The organism is Streptomyces sp. NPDC093109 (assembly GCF_040701725.1).
Taxonomy (GTDB): domain Bacteria; phylum Actinomycetota; class Actinomycetes; order Streptomycetales; family Streptomycetaceae; genus Streptomyces.
This window is the reverse complement of the sequence record NZ_JBFBEZ010000063.1, coordinates 15,340-34,828: the sequence shown is the minus strand read 5'-3', so window position 1 is coordinate 34,828 and position 19,489 is coordinate 15,340. Positions and strand designations below refer to the sequence as shown.

General features: G+C 71.5%; 16 protein-coding genes. 14 read left to right on the top strand and 2 right to left on the bottom strand.

Annotated elements, in window-relative coordinates:
* Nucleotides 1-978 precede the first annotated feature (978 nt).
* Both AB0389_RS35430 and AB0389_RS35425 read right to left on the bottom strand, forming a co-directional pair.
* Entirely contained in the window at nucleotides 979-1,758 is a 780-nt protein-coding gene (locus tag AB0389_RS35430; protein ID WP_366399682.1) for an alpha/beta fold hydrolase, read from the bottom strand.
* A 100-nt stretch (nucleotides 1,759-1,858) separates the two neighbouring features.
* Nucleotides 1,859-2,194: a DUF427 domain-containing protein gene (locus AB0389_RS35425; protein ID WP_366399679.1), complete on the bottom strand. Its 336-nt coding sequence runs from the start codon at nucleotides 2,192-2,194 to the stop codon at nucleotides 1,859-1,861.
* Between the two features lie 105 nt (nucleotides 2,195-2,299).
* On the opposite strand from AB0389_RS35425, the gene AB0389_RS35420 reads away from it, so the two are divergent.
* From AB0389_RS35420 to AB0389_RS35355, 14 genes are all read left to right on the top strand, one after another.
* Nucleotides 2,300-2,839 carry a TIGR00730 family Rossman fold protein gene (locus AB0389_RS35420; protein ID WP_366399678.1) on the top strand — a complete coding sequence of 180 codons (540 nt, stop codon included), beginning with the start codon at nucleotides 2,300-2,302 and terminating at the stop codon, nucleotides 2,837-2,839.
* Between the two features lie 39 nt (nucleotides 2,840-2,878).
* Nucleotides 2,879-3,568, top strand: a complete 690-nt coding sequence (locus AB0389_RS35415; protein WP_366399677.1) for an SDR family oxidoreductase — start codon at nucleotides 2,879-2,881, stop codon at nucleotides 3,566-3,568.
* Nucleotides 3,565-4,560: a methionine synthase gene (locus tag AB0389_RS35410; RefSeq protein WP_366399676.1), complete on the top strand. Its 996-nt coding sequence runs from the start codon at nucleotides 3,565-3,567 to the stop codon at nucleotides 4,558-4,560. Before AB0389_RS35415 ends, AB0389_RS35410 begins: the two co-directional genes overlap by 4 nt.
* Nucleotides 4,561-4,589: 29 nt before the next feature.
* Nucleotides 4,590-6,893, top strand: a complete 2,304-nt coding sequence (gene ligA / locus AB0389_RS35405) for an NAD-dependent DNA ligase LigA (protein ID WP_366399681.1) — start codon at nucleotides 4,590-4,592, stop codon at nucleotides 6,891-6,893.
* 263 nt (nucleotides 6,894-7,156) lie between these two features.
* Nucleotides 7,157-9,358: a bifunctional diguanylate cyclase/phosphodiesterase gene (locus tag AB0389_RS35400; RefSeq protein ID WP_366399675.1), complete on the top strand. Its 2,202-nt coding sequence runs from the start codon at nucleotides 7,157-7,159 to the stop codon at nucleotides 9,356-9,358.
* Nucleotides 9,359-9,554: 196 nt separating this feature from the next.
* Entirely contained in the window at nucleotides 9,555-9,851 is a 297-nt protein-coding gene (gatC, locus tag AB0389_RS35395; RefSeq protein ID WP_114662190.1) for an Asp-tRNA(Asn)/Glu-tRNA(Gln) amidotransferase subunit GatC, read from the top strand.
* A gap of 6 nt (nucleotides 9,852-9,857) precedes the next feature.
* Nucleotides 9,858-11,411 (top strand): Asp-tRNA(Asn)/Glu-tRNA(Gln) amidotransferase subunit GatA, encoded by a 1,554-nt coding sequence (gene gatA, locus AB0389_RS35390; protein WP_366399674.1) that lies wholly within the window; start codon nucleotides 9,858-9,860, stop codon nucleotides 11,409-11,411.
* Nucleotides 11,408-11,650 carry a hypothetical protein gene (locus AB0389_RS35385; RefSeq protein WP_366399673.1) on the top strand — a complete coding sequence of 81 codons (243 nt, stop codon included), beginning with the start codon at nucleotides 11,408-11,410 and terminating at the stop codon, nucleotides 11,648-11,650. Before gatA ends, AB0389_RS35385 begins: the two co-directional genes overlap by 4 nt.
* 93 nt (nucleotides 11,651-11,743) lie before the next feature.
* Nucleotides 11,744-13,009 (top strand): ATP-binding protein, encoded by a 1,266-nt coding sequence (locus tag AB0389_RS35380; protein ID WP_366399672.1) that lies wholly within the window; start codon nucleotides 11,744-11,746, stop codon nucleotides 13,007-13,009.
* A complete protein-coding gene (locus tag AB0389_RS35375) occupies nucleotides 13,006-13,647 on the top strand; it encodes a hypothetical protein (protein WP_366399671.1) in 642 nt (213 codons plus the stop codon). The genes AB0389_RS35380 and AB0389_RS35375 overlap by 4 nt, the downstream gene beginning before the upstream one ends.
* Nucleotides 13,644-15,152 (top strand): Asp-tRNA(Asn)/Glu-tRNA(Gln) amidotransferase subunit GatB, encoded by a 1,509-nt coding sequence (gene gatB / locus AB0389_RS35370; protein ID WP_366399670.1) that lies wholly within the window; start codon nucleotides 13,644-13,646, stop codon nucleotides 15,150-15,152. The genes AB0389_RS35375 and gatB overlap by 4 nt, the downstream gene beginning before the upstream one ends.
* A 183-nt stretch (nucleotides 15,153-15,335) precedes the next feature.
* Complete coding sequence (locus AB0389_RS35365) at nucleotides 15,336-16,592, top strand: SLC13 family permease (RefSeq protein ID WP_366399669.1); 1,257 nt, start codon at nucleotides 15,336-15,338, stop codon at nucleotides 16,590-16,592.
* 7 nt (nucleotides 16,593-16,599) lie between these two features.
* Complete coding sequence (locus AB0389_RS35360; RefSeq protein ID WP_366399668.1) at nucleotides 16,600-17,118, top strand: universal stress protein; 519 nt, start codon at nucleotides 16,600-16,602, stop codon at nucleotides 17,116-17,118.
* 91 nt (nucleotides 17,119-17,209) lie between these two features.
* Nucleotides 17,210-19,393 (top strand): phosphocholine-specific phospholipase C, encoded by a 2,184-nt coding sequence (locus AB0389_RS35355; protein ID WP_366399667.1) that lies wholly within the window; start codon nucleotides 17,210-17,212, stop codon nucleotides 19,391-19,393.
* Nucleotides 19,394-19,489: the final 96 nt, after the last annotated feature.

Below are 19,489 nucleotides of genomic sequence, written 5' to 3'. Positions count from 1 at the left end.
CTCCTGCGTCGCGTCGGCTGCGCCGATTTCGCTTCGCTCACCCTTGACTCCTGTCCCGGAGTCGCAAGTGCGGCTTTTTGGGAGGGGCGGCCGGGTGGGAGGGGGTTGCCCCGGGGGCCGGTTGTTCTGCCGGTCGGTTCGGGGGCCGGCGGGCGGGTGGGCCCTGCGGGGCTGCGCGGCAGTTGTATGGGGGGACTCGGCCCCGGCTCAGCGGCCGGCTGTCCGTTGCTGGCTGAGACTCATGCCCCGCTGTTCACCGTTGCGTTGTGGTGCCCGGAAGGCGGGCGGGGTTTACTGTCCGGCCGGGGTCTTCGGGCCGGTCCGGGGTCTCCGGGCGGTGCCCGGGGCGGGGAGTGCGACGTTAGAGCCGCCTCCGGCCCGTCGGATGGCTACAGCGTCGCAGTCGTTGGGATCAAGCTCCCACACCTCCACTGATCTGTCCCATATGAGATATTTTGGAAGGTGGTTGGGGGGCTCTCCGGGCGGCACATGTGTCCTGAGGTGCGTTAGACGCCCTTCTGGATGCAAATACCGGCTCCGGGAGCCCACTTGTCGCCACACGGGTCCCAGCTGTCTCTGCTCCCACTCCACGGTGACCAGCGGGGCATGAGTCTCAGCCAGCAGCGGACCGTTGGCCGCTGAGCCGGTGTCGGGCCGTCCCTCTCCTTTGCCGCGTGGCCCCGCAGGGTCCGCCGGGCCGTCGGACCCTGAGCCGAGTGGCAGAACAGGCGGACCTCTTGGGCCCCCCTCACCCCCCGGCCGCCCCTCCCGATAGGCCGCACTTGCGACTCCGGGGCAGGTGTCAAGGGTGAGCGAAGCGAAATCGGCGCAGCCGACGCGACGCAGGAGCGCCCTTTACACCTGTCCTGGAGGCGCGACACTCACAGCTGGAGGGGCGGCCCCCTTCCCCACTACCAGCCGTGACGGAAGCAGTAACAGACGCCGCACCGCACCGCGCCTTCGCTCCTCGCGGGTGTGTCATGCCGCGAAGAAGTCCTCCAGTACCGGTGCCAGTACATGGGGGGCCACCTCGTGGGTCTGGCCCGTCAGGGTGCGGTGCCGGCCACGTGGCAGGGCTGCCGCTGTGGCGCGGGCCGCGTCGCGGAGGAAGGAAGGGGAGGCGCCGCCGTCCACGACCATCGCGCGGACCCGGACCGCCGACAGCCGTTCGGCCGGCAGGGGGCCCCGGCGCTGTACGGCGTCGTCGTACGCCAGCGTGTGGGCCAGTGCCGCCAGGTCCGGCCACATCGGCGAGCGGCGCAGACCGCCGACCGTCGCGCCCGCTGTTCCCACCGTCCGCAGGAACAGCTCGACCGCGTCGTCCCGCCGCCCCCGCGCCAGCAGGCCGGCCAGCCGCTCGCTGTAGGCCGGCCCTGTCGCCGTGCTCATGCAGCCTTCGGTGAGGTACGGCGGCTCGTACAGCGCCAGTTGCGCCATCGGGAGCCCCGCCGCGGCGGCCTCCAGGACCAGCGCCGCGCCCGAGGACATCCCGTAGACGGAGACGTCCGGACCCGCCATGCGGAGGAGGGCGGCGAGATCCTCGATCTCCCGTTCCACCGCGTACGGGGCGGTGTCGCCGCTGGCGCCGCGCCCGCGCCGGTCGTAGGTGATGACGTCGAAGACGGGCGCGAGCAGCTTCGCCAGCGGAGCCTCCGACTCCGCCGTACTGAACGCGCCCCCGACCAGAACGACCGGCGGTCCCTCGCCCGTCCGCCGGAACGCGATCGGGGTGGCGTCCCCCGAATTCACCATGCACACGTTGCTCATGCGGGTTCAGACCGCGGCGCCCGGCGCAACTCATCGGTCCGCGGAGAAGTTTTCCGCGCCTTCTTTAAAGAGGGTGTTCGGGAGGGCGTCCTCAGCCCTCCACAACCTCCGTGTCGTAGAAGCAGAAGTGGTCCTTGACCTGCGCGACCTCCGCCTTCGGTGTCGGATACGCCCAGACCAGGTCCGGCGCGTCGGGCAGCGACCAGTACGACGCGTCGCCCTTGAACGGGCAGTGGGTGGTGGTCGGTGACGGCGTCAGGAGTTCCGTCCGCACATCGTCCGGCGGAAGGTAGTAGCGGACGGGACAGCCGGTCTCGCGCAGCACCAGCGGTCGGCTGCTCTCGGCGAGGAGCTGTCCGTCCCGTACGACCCGTACACGCTCGGAGCCCTGCTCGACGGTGATGGTGTGTCCTGTGGTCGCGGTCATGATGATCCGTCCTCTTCGAGGGATACGTCGGCTGTGATGGATGCGTCGGCCCTTCTGTTCAGCAAATAGATGCGGCCCGCTCTTCCCGCGTCCTACCGTGCACCCATGAATATCTGTGTCTTCCTCTCCGCCGCCGACCTCGACGAGCGCTACACCCGCCCCGCCCGCGAATTCGCCGAACTGATCGGCAAGGGCGGTCACACCCTCGTCTGGGGCGGCTCGGACAGTGGGCTGATGAAGGTCGTCGCCGACGGCGTGCAGGAGGCCGGCGGGCGGCTGGTGGGGATCTCGGTGGACTTCCTCGGCGCCATGGCCAGGCCGAACGCGGACGAGATGGTGGTCGCCAAGGACCTCGCGGAGCGCAAGGCGCTGCTGCTCGCCCGGTCCGACGCTGTCGTGATCATGGCCGGCGGTCTGGGCACGCTGGACGAGGCCACCGAGGTCCTGGAGCTGAAGAAGCACGCCGTGCACACCAAGCCCGTGGTGCTGCTCAACACGGCGGGCTTCTACGACGGGCTGAAGCAGCAGTTCCGCCGGATGGAGGACGAGGGCTTCCTGCCGCTGCCCCTCGGCGACCTGGTGTTCTTCGCCGAGGACGGGGTGCGCGCCCTCGCGTACCTGGAGGAGGCCGCCGGCGTGCGGTGACGGTGCGAGGGGCGGCCGGGGTGATGCGACGATGACCGCATGGCTACCCATCTGATCACCGGTGCGGGCTCGGGCATCGGCGCCGCTGTCGCGCGCCGGCTCCACGAGCGCGGCGACGACCTGCTGCTGCTCGCCCGTGACGCCGGCCGCGCGAAGGAAATCGCCGCCGGCCTGCCCGGCGCCCGTACCCTCGTCGGCGACCTCACCAACCCCGACCGGCTCTCCTGGGCGCTCGCCCAGCAGGCGCTGCCCGACCGGCTCGACTCGCTCCTGCACATCGCGGGCGTCGTGGACCTGGGGGAGGTCGGGGAGCTGACGCCCAAGTCCTGGCACCACCAGCTGAACGTCAACCTCGTCGCGCCGGCCGAGCTGACCCGGCTCCTGCTGCCCCAGCTCCGGATCTCCCACGGCCAGGTGATCTTCGTCAACTCGGGCGCGGGGCTCGCCACCCACGCCGGATGGAGCGCGTACGCCGCCTCCAAACACGGCCTCAAGGCGCTGGCCGACGGGCTGCGCCAGGAGGAGCGGCCCCACGGGGTACGGGTGACCTCCGTCTACCCCGGCCGTACGGCGAGCCCCATGCAGGCCAAGGTGCACCAGCAGGAGGGCAAGGAGTACGACCCGGCCCGCTGGATCGACCCCGAGTCGGTCGCCACGGCGCTGCTCACCGCGCTCGACCTGCCGCGCGACGCGCAGATCGACGACATCACCGTAAGGCCGGGCCGATGAGCGCGATGACCTTCGGACCCGCCACCGGCGTCGGCTCGCTGCCCGGCGGCGACGCCCGGGAGGCCGCCAAGACGGCCACCGGCGCCTTCGAGACCTTCCCTTACCTGCCGGAACTGCCCGCGCGCGGCCCCGGCGCCGACATGATCGGCCGTACGGCGGGACTGCTCGCCGACGTCTACGCGCGCGTGGAGCCCAGCGGCTGGCGGATCAGTGACCGGCCCGGCCGGGACACCAAGCGCGCCAGGTCCTGGCTGGGGGAGGACCTCGACGCGCTGGAGGAGTTCACCCAGGGGTACGAGGGACCGCTCAAGATCCAGGCCGTCGGCCCGTGGACCCTGGCCGCGGCGCTGGAGCTGCGCGGCGGCGAGGCGGCGCTGAGCGATCCGGGAGCCTGCCGGGACCTGGCCGCGTCGCTGGTCGAGGGGCTCACCGGCCACCTCGCGGAGGTGCGGCGCCGGGTGCCGGGGGCCGTACCCGTACTCCAGCTCGACGAGCCGTCGCTCACCGCCGTCCTGCGCGGACACGTCAGGTCCGCCAGTGGCTACCGCACCTACCGCGCGGTCGACCGGCAGGTGGTCGAGAGCGCGCTGCGGGAGCTGACCGCGCTCAGCCCGGGGACGACGGTCGTGCACTCGTGCGCGCCGGACGTGCCGTTCGCGCTGCTGCGGCGGGCGGGCGCGGCGGCGGTTTCGTTCGATTTCTCTCTGCTCACGGAGCGTGATGAGGAGACGATCGGCGAGGCGGTGGAGGGCGGTACGAAACTGTTCGCCGGAATCGTGCCGGGTACCGAAGGCCCATTGTCAGACCCTGCCGGTAGCGTCATGGGTGTCAGAACGCTGTGGCGCAGGTTGGGGCTGAATCCGGGGACTCTCGCCGAGTCCGTGGTGCTCACTCCGGCGTGCGGTCTCGCGGGGGCCTCTCCCGCGTACGCCCGTGCCGCGCAGGCGTTCTGCGTCAGGGCCGCGAGATCCCTCGTGGACAACCCTGAGTGACGGCTCCGGCGACGGGCGAGGGCCGGATCATGGTGAATCGGGAGGACGAAACGGTGGCTGGCGAACAGCGGGGCGAGGCCCTTGAGGTGCCCGTGGAGGCGCGTGAGCGGCATGCCCTGCTCGTGGAGCAGATCGAGGAGCACCGCTTCCGGTACTACGTGAACAGCCAGCCCGTCGTCAGTGACGGCGAGTTCGACCGGCTGTTCCGCGAGTTGCAGAAGCTGGAGGAGGACCACCCGGAGCTGCGTACGCCCGACTCGCCGACCGAAGAGGTCGAGCGGGTGTACGAGACGGAGTTCACCGCAGTCCAGCACCGCGAGCGCATGCTCTCCCTGGACAACGCCTTCGACGACGAGGAGCTGGCCGCCTGGGCGGAGCGCGTCGCGAAGGACGTCGGCACCCCGGACTACCACTTCCTGTGCGAGCTGAAGGTCGACGGACTCGCCGTCAACCTCACCTACGAGCACGGCCGGCTGACCCGCGCCGCCACCCGCGGCGACGGCCGTACGGGCGAGGACATCACGCCCAACGTCCGTACGATCGCCGAGATCCCGCACCGGCTGACCGGGGAGAACGTCCCGGAGCTGGTCGAGATCCGCGGCGAGGTCTACTTCCCGATGGAGGCGTTCCAGGAGCTGAACGCGCGTCTGGTGGAGGCCGGCGACAAGCCCTTCGCCAACCCCCGCAACGCGGCGGCGGGTTCGCTGCGCCAGAAGGACCCCAAGATCACCGCGACCCGCCCGCTGCACATGGTGGTGCACGGCATCGGCGCGCGCGAGGGATTCACCATCGACTGCCTCTCGCACGCGTACGAGCTGCTGCGCGGTTGGGGCCTGCCCACCGCCCAGCACAACAAGGTGGTCCAGGACATCGCGGGCGTACGGGAGTTCATCGCGTACTTCGGTGAGCACCGGCACTCCGTCGAGCACGAGATCGACGGCGTGGTCGTCAAGCTGGACGAGATCCCCCTCCAGGGCCGGCTGGGCTCCACCTCGCGCGCGCCGCGCTGGGCGATCGCCTGGAAGTACGCGCCGGAGGAGGTCAACACCAAGCTCGTGAACATCCGGGTGGGTGTCGGCCGCACCGGGCGTGTCACTCCGTACGCGCAGGTGGAGCCGGTGACGGTGGCCGGCTCCGAGGTGGAGTTCGCCACGCTGCACAACCAGGACGTGGTGAAGTCCAAGGGCGTGTGGATCGGCGACACGGTCGTGCTGCGCAAGGCCGGGGACGTCATTCCGGAGATCCTCGGCCCGGTCATCGACCTGCGCCCGGCGGACGCGTACGAGTTCGTGATGCCCGCCGAGTGCCCCGAGTGCGGCACGGAGCTGAAGGCCATGAAGGAGGGCGACATCGACCTCCGCTGCCCCAACGCGCGCACCTGCCCGGCCCAGTTGCGGGAGCGGCTCTTCTATCTCGCGGGCCGCAAGTGCCTCGACATCGAGAACTTCGGCTATGTGGCCGCCGCGGCCCTGACCAAGCCGCTGGAGCCGACGGTGCCGCCGCTGGTGGACGAGGGCGATCTCTTCGACCTGACCATCGAGCAGCTGCTGCCGATCCGGGCGTATGTCCTCGACCCGGACAGCGGACTGCCCAAGCGGGACCCGAAGACGGGCGAGGACAAGAAGGCGATGGTCTTCGCCACCATGGCGGGCGAGCCCAAGCGCAACGCGGAGAAGATGCTGGAGAACATCGCGAAGGCCAAGGACCGCCCGCTGGCCCGGATCCTCACCGGGCTCTCCATCCGTCATGTCGGGCCGGTCGCTGCTGAGGCGCTGGCCAGGGAGTTCCGCGCGATCGACGCGATCGACGCGGCCACCGAGGAGGAGCTGGCGGCCGTCGAAGGGGTCGGCCCCATCATCGCGGGCTCGCTCAAGGAGTGGTTCGCGGTGGACTGGCACCGCGAGATCCTGCGCAAGTGGCGTGCGGCGGGCGTCCGTACGGAGGAGGAGGCCTCGGGCGAGGACGAGGGCCCCCGGCCCCTGGAGGGGCTCACGGTGGTCGTGACGGGCACGCTGGAGCGGTACACGAGAGATGGCGCGAAAGAGGCGCTTCAGACGCGTGGCGCCAAGGTGACGGGGTCGGTTTCGAAGAAAACCGCCTTCGTGGTCGTCGGCGAGAACCCCGGCTCGAAGCACGACAAGGCCGTCCAGTTGAAGGTGCCCGTGCTGGACGAGGACGGCTTCACCGTCCTTCTCGAACAGGGCCCGGACGCGGCGAGGGAGACGGCCACCACCCCGCAGGAGCCGCCTGTGGCGGGGGAGGAGACCGCCGCGGCGGCCGAGGTGGCGGCCGGGGGTACGGGGGAGGAGACGGAAATCACTCCCGAGGAGTAATGCGGTCAACTCCCCGGGGATCAGGGCGCGCACCGTCGAATTCGGGCCGTCAAGGTCACCCGTTCGGCGCATACCAGACGGATCCGGATGGGCAGGTCGCATTCGGGCAACAGCGGTAGAGCGCTGCCCGTTGGGGCCCTCGGCGGCCTACTGTTGTGAGGCGCGCCTGTCGCGTGCGGCCGCGCAGTGCGAATCCGGCCGCGCTGACATGACGACGCGCCCATCGCGTGGCATCGGCTCCGCCGGCTGTGAGAGGGACGGGAATGAAACCGACCGAGAGCGCCGCCCCGGTCTCACCCCCGCGCGGATTCGCGGGATTTGTGGCGGGACGCGCGGGTATCGCGGCCGGCACACCGGCTCTTGTGGTGGGCCTCGCCGTGGTCGTCCTGGTGACCGGACTGGTCCTGGCCCTGCGGGACGGGCGGGCGCTCTTCCCCGGCTCCACGGCCGGCTGGGCGCTGGCCGTGCTCACCGGCATCATCGTGGGCCACCTGGTCGCGCTCGGCCGCGACCGCTGGTGGGGCGGTACGGGCTCCGGCGCCGCCCTCACCCTGGCGGTCCTGCTGCTGTACGGCTGGGTGGCGGCCGGCCTCGTCAGCCTGGCCGTCGTCGTCCTGGTCGGGGTGGCCCGCCGGCACCGCTGGCGGCTGGGGGTCCTGCACGGCGCGGCGGACATGCTGGGCATCGGGGCCGCCGCGCTCGTCCTCGCGCTGTTCGGTGTGGTCCCCACCGTCGAGCGGCCCTGGCAGCCGCTGGACTGGTCCCTCGGCAGCGTCCCGCAGATCGTGCTGGCCGCCGCCACGCATCTCGTCGTCACCCGGCTGCTGCTGTGGTACGCGCTGACGCCGCAGCACAGCGGGGAGCCCGCCGGTGCCCGCACCGCCCTCTACCGCCAGGGCCTCGTCGCCGTCGCACTGCTCGGGATCGCCCCGCTGATCTGTGTCGTCGCGGTCTCGCTGCCCGTACTCCTGCCGCTGTTCGCCATCCCGCTGATCGCCCTGGACTCCACGCTCTGGATCGCCCGGGCGCGGGCCGAGGAGCAGCTGCGCGACCCGCTGACCAAACTGCCCAACCGGCAGTGGCTGCTGGAGCGCACCTGGTCGGCGCTGGAGGAGGCGGAGGGCCTCGGCGCCCGGTCCGCGCTCGTTCTGATCGACCTCGACCGCTTCCGTTCGGTCAATGACACGCTCGGTCATCTGGCCGGGGACCGGCTTCTGTTGCAGATCGCCGACCGGCTCAGGCTGGCCCTGCCGCACGGCGCCGAGGCCGCGCGGCTCGGCGGCGACGAGTTCGCCGTACTGCTCCCGACCTGCGACTCCACGACGAGCGCACAGCGTGTGGCCCGCCATCTGGCGGCCGAGCTGTCCTCGCCGCTGAACCTCGACGGGCTCACGCTCGTCCTGGAGGCGAGCGCCGGAGTCGCCGTCTACCCCGAGCACGCGGTGGACGCCGAGGGGCTGCTGCGCCGCGCGGACGTCGCCATGTACCAGGCGAAGCGGGACCGTACGGGCGTCGAGGTGTACGAGTCGAAGCGCGACTCCAACACCCCCGACCGGCTCGGCCTGCTGGGCGATCTGCGGCGCGCGCTGGACGCCGGTGAGGTCGAGCTGCACTACCAGCCGAAGGTCCGCTTCGACGGCCAGGTGGCCGGCCTGGAGGCGCTGGTGCGCTGGGTGCACCCGGAGCGCGGCCGGGTCCCTCCCGACGACTTCATCGCCATAGCCGAGTCCTCCGGTCTGATGCCTCACCTCACTGAGTACGTGCTGGAGAAGGCTCTCGCTCAGGTCGCGCGCTGGCGTTCCCAGGGACTGATGGTCCCGGTGGCCGTCAATGTCTCGCCGCGCGATGTGCACACCCCCGGTTTCGCGGGTGCGGTGGCCGCCCGGCTGGCCCGGCACGGCGTCCCGGCGGGCTCCCTCCAGCTGGAGATAACGGAGCACGTACTGCTGGAGGACCCCCAGCGCGCCGCCGACACCCTCGCCGGGCTGACCGGCCACGGCGTGAAGATGTCCCTCGACGACTTCGGCACCGGGTACTCCTCGCTGGTCCATCTGCGACGGCTGCCGGTGAGCGAACTGAAGATCGACCGTTCGTTCGTGGCCCGGCTGGCCGTCGACACGGAGGACGCCGAGATCGTCCGCTGCACCGTCGATCTGGCGCACTCCCTGGGCCTGCTGGTCGTCGCGGAGGGCGTCGAGGACGACGAGACCTGGGAGCGGCTGCGGGACCTGGGCTGCGACGCGGTCCAGGGCTGGCTGGTGGCCGCCGCGATGCCGCCGCACGAGGCGACGGCCTGGCTGCTGGCCAGGGGAGAGCGCGGCTGGCAGCGCCCGGCGGAGCTGGCTGCGGCGCGGGCGCGCGAGCAGTCGGGGGCGACGGGGGCCGCGTCGGGGGCGGCGGGGGCGGTGTCAGGGGCGGCGGCTTCGGCGCAGGTGGTGCGGCAGTCGGGGCATGTCGTGCAGTAGCCCGGGGCGCGTCGTGCAGTAGTTGAAGTGGTTGCAGTGGTTACGGACGGCAGTCACGGACGGCGGTTACGGACGGCGGATACGGCGTGCGATGAGCCGGCCGGGACGGGTCCGAGGGGGTAAGCGTTTCGTGGGCGGGCGTCGCGGCCCATAGGATTGGGGCACATTCCCACACACTCACCCTGAGGATCGCTGCATGCCTGGCATCACGCGCGAGGAGGTCGCCCACCTCGCCCGGCTGGCGCGTCTGGAGCTGTCCGGCTCCGAACTGGACCATTTCGCCGGACAGCTCGACGACATCATCGGCGCGGTCGCCCGCGTATCCGAGGTAGCCGACCAAGACGTACCGCCGACCTCCCACCCGCTGCCGCTGACCAACGTCATGCGCGCGGACGAGGTCCGTCCGTCGCTCACCCCCGAGCAGGCGCTCTCCGGCGCCCCTGCCCAGGAGCAGCAGCGTTTCAAGGTGCCGCAGATCCTGGGGGAGGACTAAACAGTCATGACGGACAACAGCAAGTCGGACGTCAGCAAGCCGGACGTCAGCAAGTCGGACGTCAGCAAGTCGGACGTCACCAAGCTCACCGCCGCCGTGATCGCCGAGCGCATCGCCGCCGGCGAACTCACGGCCGTCGAGGTCGCCGAGGCGCATCTGGCCCGGATCGAGGCCGTCGACGAGAAGGTCCACGCCTTCCTGCACGTCGACCGCGAGGGCGCGCTCGCGCAGGCCCGCGCCGTCGACGCGAAGCACGCGGCGGGCGAGAAGCTCGGGCCGCTGGCCGGTGTGCCGGTCGCGCTCAAGGACATCTTCACCACCGAGGGCGTGCCGACCACGGTCGGCTCCAAGATCCTCGAAGGCTGGATCCCGCCGTACGACGCGACGCTCACCAAGAAGCTCAAGGACGCCGGCGTCGTCATCCTCGGCAAGACCAACATGGACGAGTTCGCCATGGGGTCCTCCACCGAGAACAGCGCCTACGGCCCGACCGGCAACCCCTGGGACGTCACCCGCGTACCCGGCGGCTCCGGCGGCGGCTCGGCGGCGGCGCTCGCCGCGTACCAGGCCCCCCTGGCCATCGGCACGGACACCGGCGGCTCCATCCGCCAGCCCGCCGCCCTCACCGGCACGGTCGGCGTCAAGCCCACCTACGGCGGGGTCTCCCGCTACGGCATGGTCGCCTTCTCGTCCTCCCTCGACCAGGGCGGCCCCTGCGCCCGTACGGTCCTGGACGCCGCCCTGCTGCACGAGGCGATCGCGGGCCACGACCCGCTCGACTCGACGTCCATCGACGCCCCGGTGCCCCCGGTGGTGGAGGCCGCGCGCAACGGCTCGGTCACCGGGATGCGCGTCGGGGTCGTCAAGCAGTTCCGCGGCGAGGGCTACCAGGCGGGCGTCCTCCAGCGCTTCGACGAGTCCGTCGAGCTGCTCCAGAAGCTCGGCGCCGAGATCGTCGAGCTGGACTGCCCGTCCTTCGACCTCGGCCTCGCCGCGTACTACCTGATCGCGCCCTCCGAGTGCTCCTCGAACCTCGCCCGTTTCGACGCCATGCGCTACGGGCTGCGCGTCGGTGACGACGGCACGCGGTCCGCCGAGGACGTCACCGCGCTGACCCGCGAGGCGGGCTTCGGCGACGAGGTCAAGCGCCGGGTCATCCTCGGCACGTACGCGCTCAGCTCCGGCTACTACGACGCGTACTACGGCTCGGCGCAGAAGGTCCGTACGCTCATCACCCGGGACTTCGAGAAGGCGTTCGAGCAGGTCGACGTGATCGTCTCCCCGACGACCCCGACCACCGCCTTCCCGATCGGCGAGCGCGCCGACGACCCGATGGCGATGTACCTCGCGGACCTGTGCACCATCCCGACCAACCTCGCGGGCAACGCGGCGATGTCGCTCCCCTGCGGCCTCGCGCCGGAGGACGGCCTCCCGGTCGGCCTCCAGATCATCGCCCCCGCCATGAAGGACGACCGGCTGTACAAGGTCGGTGCCGCGGTCGAGGCGGCCTTCGTGGAAAAGTGGGGCCACCCGTTGCTGGAGGAGGCACCATCGCTATGAGCAGTGCATTGACCAAGGCCAAGGGTTTCAAGAAGTCCAGGGCCGGAACGTATCTGTCGATCGGGACCACCGCGTTCGGCGCGCTCAGCGTCGTCAAGCAGGCCAGAACGGCCCGCTCCGAGCACGACACGCTCCGCCTCGTCGACGCCGTCGTCTCGGGCGTCGCGATCGTCACGGGCGTGGCGCTGCTGCTGCGCGAGCTGAAGCGGCTGGGCGACGACGACGTCCTGCTGGGCTGAGCGGATGCCGGGCACCTGCCGCGTGGCAGGTGCCCGGCTCTCGCGCACGGACACGGCGCACCGGCGCCCAGAGCCTCGGAAGGAGGCGGCACAGTGATCACCCGCATCGAGATCGACGGCTTCAAGTCGTTCGTGGGCTTCGGCCTGGACGTCCGCCCCTGCACAGTGCTCATGGGTGTCAACGGCGCGGGGAAGTCGAACCTCCTGGACGCGCTGGACTTCGTCCGGCGGGTGGTCTCGGGGGGATTGTCCAAAGCTCTCGACGGGAGCAATCCGCGCCTTACCACGCGGGACCTGCTGCACCACACGGACCACCCTCGTGGGGCGTACACCGCACCGGGACTGACCATCAAGATCGGCATGATCGTCCCGAGTTCCTTCGGGCCGCTTCCCCTGGCCGTACGGGTGGAGGCCGAGCGCCGGCAGGATTCCGTGGGGCCCGTGAAACTCACACTGCGCCGGGGGCGCAGCGGAGTGTGGGTGAGCAGGCTCGAACGTACGGAGTGGATGGACCGGCTGGAGCTGTCGGCGGAGCTTCGTACCGCGCTCGCCGCCGCCCGCGACCGATTCCTCTCTCATAACGGGTTGGACCGGGCGGCGTTGAGCGAAGCCGGCTCATCGCGTCCGAACGCACTGAGCGCATTCCTCATGTTGGAGAGCGCGACCTGGGAGCGCATCGCTCTCGATCCCCCGGCCATGCGCAGCCCGTTCGGCGGCGATGACGAAAGGCCGTTGCTCTCCGACGGGCGCAACCTCGCCGCCGTGCTCCACCGCCTCGACGGTGACGTCCTGCGGGACATGGAAGCCGACCTGGCCGCGCTCATCCCGGAAGCCTCCGGGATCCGGCCGCTCTACGACGAGCGGCGCGGCGAGTACGACTTCGACGTACGGTTCCGGCACACCGGCTGGACGTCGCCCCCCATGCTGTCCGACGGCACGCTGCGCGTCCTCGCGCTGCTCGCCGCCTCGTACGACGACCGGCGTGCCGGCCTGCTCGCCGTCGAGGAGATCGAGAACGGGCTGCACCCCACGCGGATCGCGGAGCTGGTCCGGCGGCTGCGCCGGGACGTGGACGACTTCCCCGATCTGGTGGACCGGGCCGCGGACGCCGAGGGGTTCCGCCAGCTCATCGCGACCACCCACTCGCCCGTCCTGCTCTCCGCCCTCCGCGACGACGCCTCCGGCAGCCTCGTCTTCCTGGAGCAGGCGTCCCACGTCGACCCGGCGCGCCCCGGGATCTCGACCGTCACCCGGGCCCGCCCCGTGCGTAAGCCCCGCGCGGACGAGGACCCCGGCGACACGGTCACCGCCGAGCAGGTGAAGCGCCTGCTGGAGTCCATGGGGCAGGTGATCTCATGAGCCGGGCACGGCTGCTGAGGCCCGGACTGCTGGTCGAAGGGCCGAGCGATCTGCCCTTCCTGGAGCGGCTGATCATCCGGCAGCTGGAGGAGACGCTGCACGCGCGGGCCCTCAAGGCCACCGAGGTGCTCGCCCCCTGCCAGACCAGCTCGGTGTACACCACGGCGGCGCCGAAGCTCCTCCTGGCGGCGGCCCAGGAGCTGGCCTCCCGGTGCGACGTACTCTTCGTGCACCGGGACCACAAGGAGGTCCCCGACGCCGGTGTCGTGCTGGAGGCGCTGTCCCAGTTGCCGAAGAGCGCGGCGGTGCCGGTCGTACTCGGGCCGAAGGTGATGACCGAGTCCTGGGTGCTCGCGGACCGGGACGCTCTGGTCCGGGTGCAGCCCGCCGCCGATCTGTCGGCGCATCCGCACCTTCAGCCGGAGGATGTGGAACAGGGCAATCCGGCGCCCGCGCACCCGGCCCACCCGAAACGCGTGCTGGCGAACGTACTCAAGAAGGCCCGGCGATCCGACCCCGGCGATTACTTCGCCCGCCTCGCCGACGAAGTGGATCTCTCCGTACTCGGAAAGCTGTCGTCCTACCAGCGCTGGCTGGCCGACACCGATGAAGCATTGAAGAGGAAGAAGTACCTGTGACCGTCATTGACCTGGTGTCGTACGAGGACGCGCTGGCGACCTACGACCCCGTCATGGGCCTCGAAGTCCATGTCGAGCTGGGCACCAAGACCAAGATGTTCTGCGGCTGCTCCACCGAGCTGGGGGCCGAGCCCAACTCGCAGACGTGTCCGACCTGTCTGGGGATGCCCGGATCGCTGCCGGTCGTGAACGCGATCGGCGTCGAGTCCGCCATCAAGATCGGGCTCGCGCTGAACTGCGAGATCGCCGAGTGGTGCCGTTTCGCCCGGAAGAACTACTTCTATCCGGACATGCCGAAGAACTTCCAGACCTCCCAGTACGACGAGCCGATCGCCTTCAACGGCCATCTGGACGTCCAGCTGGAGGACGGGGAGACCTTCCGCGTGGAGATCGAGCGGGCCCACATGGAGGAGGACACCGGCAAGTCGCTGCACGTCGGCGGTGCCACCGGGCGGATTCACGGGGCCTCGCACTCGCTGCTGGACTACAACCGCGCCGGGATCCCGCTCATCGAGATCGTCACCAAGCCCATCGAGGGCGCCGGTGCGCGGGCGCCCGAGGTGGCCAAGGCGTACGTCGCCGAGCTGCGCGAGCTGATCAAGGCGCTCGGTGTGTCGGAGGCCCGGATGGAGATGGGCCAGATGCGGTGCGACGTGAACCTGTCGCTGCGCCCGCACGGCCGCGCGGAGTTCGGTACGCGCTCCGAGACGAAGAACGTCAACTCGCTGCGCAGCGTCGAGCGCGCCGCCCGGTTCGAGATCCAGCGCCACGCCGCGGTGCTGGACGGCGGCGGCACGATCCTCCAGGAGACCCGGCACTTCCACGAGGAGGACGGCTCCACCACCTCCGGCCGTATCAAGGACAACGCCGAGGACTACCGGTACTTCCCGGAGCCCGACCTCGTGCCGGTCGCCCCGGCCCGGGAGTGGGTCGAGGAGCTGCGGGCCGGGCTTCCCGAGCTGCCGCGGGTACGCCGTAACCGGCTCCGCGAGGAGTGGGGCGTCACCGAGCACGACATGCAGTCGATCCTCAACGCCGGTGCCATCGACCTCATCGTCGCCACCATCGACGCCGGCGCCCCGGCCGACCAGGCCCGTAAGTGGTGGATGGGCGAGCTGGCCCGGCACGCCAACGAATCGGGCCGCGCGCTGGACGAGCAGCCGATCACCCCGGCGCAGGTCGCCCGGATCGCCGCGCTCGTCGCCGCCGGTGACCTGAACGACAAGCTGGCCCGTCAGGTGATCGAGGGCGTGCTCGCGGGCGAGGGCGACCCGGACACCGTCGTGGAGAAGCGCGGGCTGAAGGTCGTTTCCGACGAGGGCGCGCTCGGCACCGCCGTGGACGAGGCGATCGCGGCCAACGCGGCCGTCGCCGACAAGATCCGCGCGGGCAAGGTCGCCGCCGCGGGCGCGCTCGTCGGCGCGGTCATGAAGGCCACCCGGGGGCAGGCCGACGCGGCGCGGGTGCGTGAGCTGATTCTCGAGCGGCTTGCCCCGAGCGAATGAACAAGCACAGCTCGAGCGGCTTGCCCCGAGCGAATGAACAAGCACAGTTGGAGAAGCTCGGCGTCGAGGGCTGACGTCGGCTGACGTCTTACGTACGTAGTACGTCGTGGGGGCGGGGTGCCGGGGAGCCGGTGCGCCGCCCTCTGCTCTTTCCTCGCCCGTCCGCTTCTCACAGAGGCCCGCGTGAACACCATCGTCGCCGAGACCGTCTCCGTCGGGCTGCTGCTCGGCGTGCTGGCGTTCGCCGTCGTACGCCCGCGCGGGCTGCCCGAGGCCGTCGTCGCGGTGCCGGCCGCGCTGCTGGTCGTGGCGCTTGGCGCGGTGTCGCCGGCGGACGCCTGGGCGCAGACCCGTACGCTCCTGCCCGTCGTCGTCTTTCTCGCGGCCGTACTGGTACTGGCCCAGCTCTGCGCCGACGAGGGGCTGTTCGCCGCCGCCGGGGACCTGGTGGCCCGGGTCTGCGGGGGCAGGCCGCGCGCCCTGCTCGGCGGGGTGTTCGCGGTCGCCGCCGTGGTCACCGCCGTACTCAGCCTGGACGCCACCGTCGTCCTGCTCACCCCGGTGGTCTTCGCGACCGCCGCCCGGGTCGGTGCCAGGCCCCGGCCGCACGTCTACGCCACGACGCATCTCGCCAACTCGGCGTCTCTGCTGCTGCCCGTCTCCAATCTGACCAATCTGCTGGCCTTCACGGCGAGCGGGCTCACCTTCACCCGGTTCGCCGCGCTGATGGCGCTGCCGTGGCTGGCGGCGATCGCCGTCGAGTACGCCGTCTTCCGCCGCTTCTTCGCCGCCGATCTCGCCGCCGGGGCGCACCCCGCGACGAGCGGCGAGCGGCGCGAGGTGCCGGTGTTCACGCTGGTGGTGCTGGGACTGACGCTGGCCGGGTTCGCGGTCACCTCGTTCGCCGGGATCGAGCCGCTGTGGGCGGCGATCGCCGGAGCGGCCGTGCTGGCCGCGCGGGCGCTGGGGCAGCGGCGTACGACCGTGCCCGGACTGGTCCGCGCCACGTCCCCGCTGTTCTGCCTCTTCGTCCTGGCGCTCGGGGTAGTGGTGAAGGCCGTGGTGGACAACGGCCTCGACACCGGGATCGGGTACCTGCTGCCGGCCGGCTCGTCGCTGGCCTCGCTGCTCGCCATCGCCGGGGTCGCCGCCGTACTGGCCAACGTGATCAACAATCTCCCGGCGATCCTCGCGCTGCTGCCGGTGATCGGGCCCGCGGGCCCCGGTCCTGTGCTGGCGGCGCTGATCGGCGTCAACCTCGGCCCGAACCTGACGTACGTCGGCTCGCTGGCCACCCTGCTGTGGCGGCGCATCCTCCACGAGCACGACAGCGAGGCCGAACTCGGCCGCTTCACCCGGCTCGGCCTGCTGACCGTGCCGGCCACGCTCGCCGTGTCTACGGTGGCACTGTGGGGGACGCTGCGGCTGATCGGAGGCTGAGCGCGCCGTGACCGTACTCGTCTGGATCACCGAGGCCACCTGGCCGGCCTGCGTCGACGCCGCCCGTGTCCGCGCGGCCCGCGTCCACGCCGCGCCGGACGGGATCGCGCTGCTCCACGTCAGCGACGACGAGGTGGCCGCCGCCGCGCACCGCGCCTACGCGGGGCTCCTCGGCCGCGGCCACCGGCCGGACAGGGACCCCGGCGTACGGCTCGAAGCCCTCGCCCGTCCGGCCGCCGCGGATCTGCTGGAGGCCGCCGCGCACCGGCTCGGCCGGCCCTGTGTGTTCCTCGAACACCACGGCCGGGTGGAGCACGAGGTCGTACGGGCGGCGGCCGGGGCGGAGCTGCTGATCTGCGCGCGCGACGGTGAGCCAGGCCGTCCGGGGCCGCGCAGTCTCGGCCGGGCGACCCGGTTCGTGGTGGACCACGCGGAGTGCCCGGTGCTGCTGGTGTGGCCGTACGGCGAGGAGACGCCCGTACCTCCGGAGCCGCTCGTACCGCCCGGTTCGGGGGGATGGGCCTAGCCTTCTGGGCCTTCTGGGCCTTCTGGGGCGTTCACCTCGGCGACTTTCCCGGGTCTCTCTCCTGCCATCAGCCATCACTACCGTCCCTGACATGTCACGGGAGATTTCGCGCAGAAGAATGCTCGCCCTCGGCTCCGGCGCCCTGGGCACGGCGGCGGTCGGCTCGGTGCTGCCGCCGTCCCTCCGGGCGGCGCTCGCCGCGGAGCCGCCCGCCGGCGGCCTTGAGGCGGTCAGGCACGTGGTGATCCTGATGCAGGAGAACCGCTCCTTCGACCACTACTTCGGCACCCTGCGCGGGGTGCGCGGCTTCGGTGACCGCAACGCGGTGGAGCTCCCCTCCGGGGAGCCCGTCTTCGCGCAGCCGGGCGCGGGCGCCTCCCCGGCCGCCGTTCTGCCGTTCCCGATCAGGGACGCCGCCGCTGCGCAGCGCAAGGACCTCCAGTACATCGGCGACCTCGACCACTCCTGGGACGGCGGCGCCGCGGCCTGGAACAACGGCTGGATGGACCGCTGGGTCTCCGCCAAGACCGCCGCGACCATGGCGTACTACGACCGGCGGGACATCCCGCTCCACTACGAACTGGCCGACACCTTCACGGTCTGCGACGCCTACCACTCGTCCGTCCACTCGTCGACGAGCCCCAACCGCAACCATCTGTGGAGCGGCTGGACCGGCTTCGAGGCCGACGGGCGGCGGGCCGTGGGCAACGACGCGTACGAGGAGGACACCCACCCGGGCTACCCGTGGCCGACCTACGCGGAGCGGCTGGAGAAGGCGGGCCGGAGCTGGCAGACGTACACCGAGTGGGAGAACTTCACCGACAACAACATCGAGTTCTTCACCGTCTTCAAGGACATCGCACGCAAGGCGCTCGCCCCGGCGCGCGGGCTGTCCGGGCAGCCAGGAGCGGCGGGCTTCACGTACATGGAGGCGTTCTACGCCGCGGTGCGCGATGCGGCGGACGCGGCCTTGCGCGAGCGGCTGCTCGCCGCGCTGGAGGAGGGCGTCGCCACCCTGGACCGGCGCGAGCGCTCGCTCTTCGAGCGGGGGCTGCGCCGGGTGGAGAGCGGCACGCTGGCCGAGCGGTTCCGGGCCGATGTGGCCGCCGGGACGCTGCCCGAGGTGTCGTACCTGGTGCCGCCCGCGGTCGATTCCGAGCACCCCGGCTCCTCGTCGCCGGTCGCCAGCGCGGGCCTCGTCTACAAGGTCCTCGACGCGCTCGGCGCGCATCCGGAGGTCTGGCGCCACACCGTCGTACTGATCAACTACGACGAGAACGACGGCTTCTTCGACCATGTGCCGCCGCCCGTGCCGCCCGTCGACGACCCCGACGAGCGCTGGCGGGGCCGGCCGACCGGGCTCGGTATGCGGGTGCCGCTGCTGGTCGTCTCGCCGTGGACGGTCGGCGGGCACGTCTGCTCGCAGGTCTTCGACCACACCTCGGTCATCCGCTTCCTTGAGCGGTGGACGGGGGTGGCCGAGCCGAACATCACCGCCTGGCGGCGTACCGTCACCGGCGATCTGACCTCGGCGTTCGACTTCACGGACAGCCGGAGCCTGCCCGCGGTGGAACAACCCGCCGCCGTACCGCCGTTCACCGGCCGCTGGCGTCCCGTCCCCCCGGCCGAGCAGCGGATGCCCGTGCAGGAGCCGGGCGTCCGTCCGGCGCGTCCGCTGCCGTACCAGACCGACGCGTACGGCCGGGTCGGCGCCGACGGCCGCACCTTCGAGGTCGTGCTCAGCAACACGGGGCGCGCGAGCGCGCACTTCGCGCTCTACCCGTACGCGGGGGAGTTCGAGGTGCCGCAGCACCGCGATGTAAGGGGCACGGCGCAATGGACGGTGCCCCTTACCGGGGCAGGCGGGGCAGGCGGGGTGGGCGCGGCTGATCGCGCGTACCGGTTCACCATCACCGGGCCGAACGGCTTCCGGCGCGAGTTCTCCGGTCCTGTGGCCGGCCGGGGCGCCGAGCTCTCCTCCTCCGTCGACCATCACGACCGCGATCTGCACCTCACCCTGCGCAACAGCGGCGACCGGTCGGTCACCTTCACCGTGCGTCCCCTCGGGTACGTCGACGAGGCCGACCTGAGCGGCTGGACCCGGCGGATCACGGTGAAGCCGGGCAGGACCCGGGCCGTGGTGCACTCGGCCGCCGACGCCCACGGCTGGTACGACATCGAGGTCAGCGCGGACGACGACGGCCACGCGCGCGTGCCGTTCCGCCGCCGCCTCATGGGACATATCGAGAACGGCCGGGTGAGCGTATCCGGGTAGCGTCCGCACCCGCCTCCACCCCCGGCCGAGCCTTGGCCGCCGCGCGCTCCGCGTGCCAATATGCGCACGTCAGAAGCTGTATGCGGCAGTGCAGAG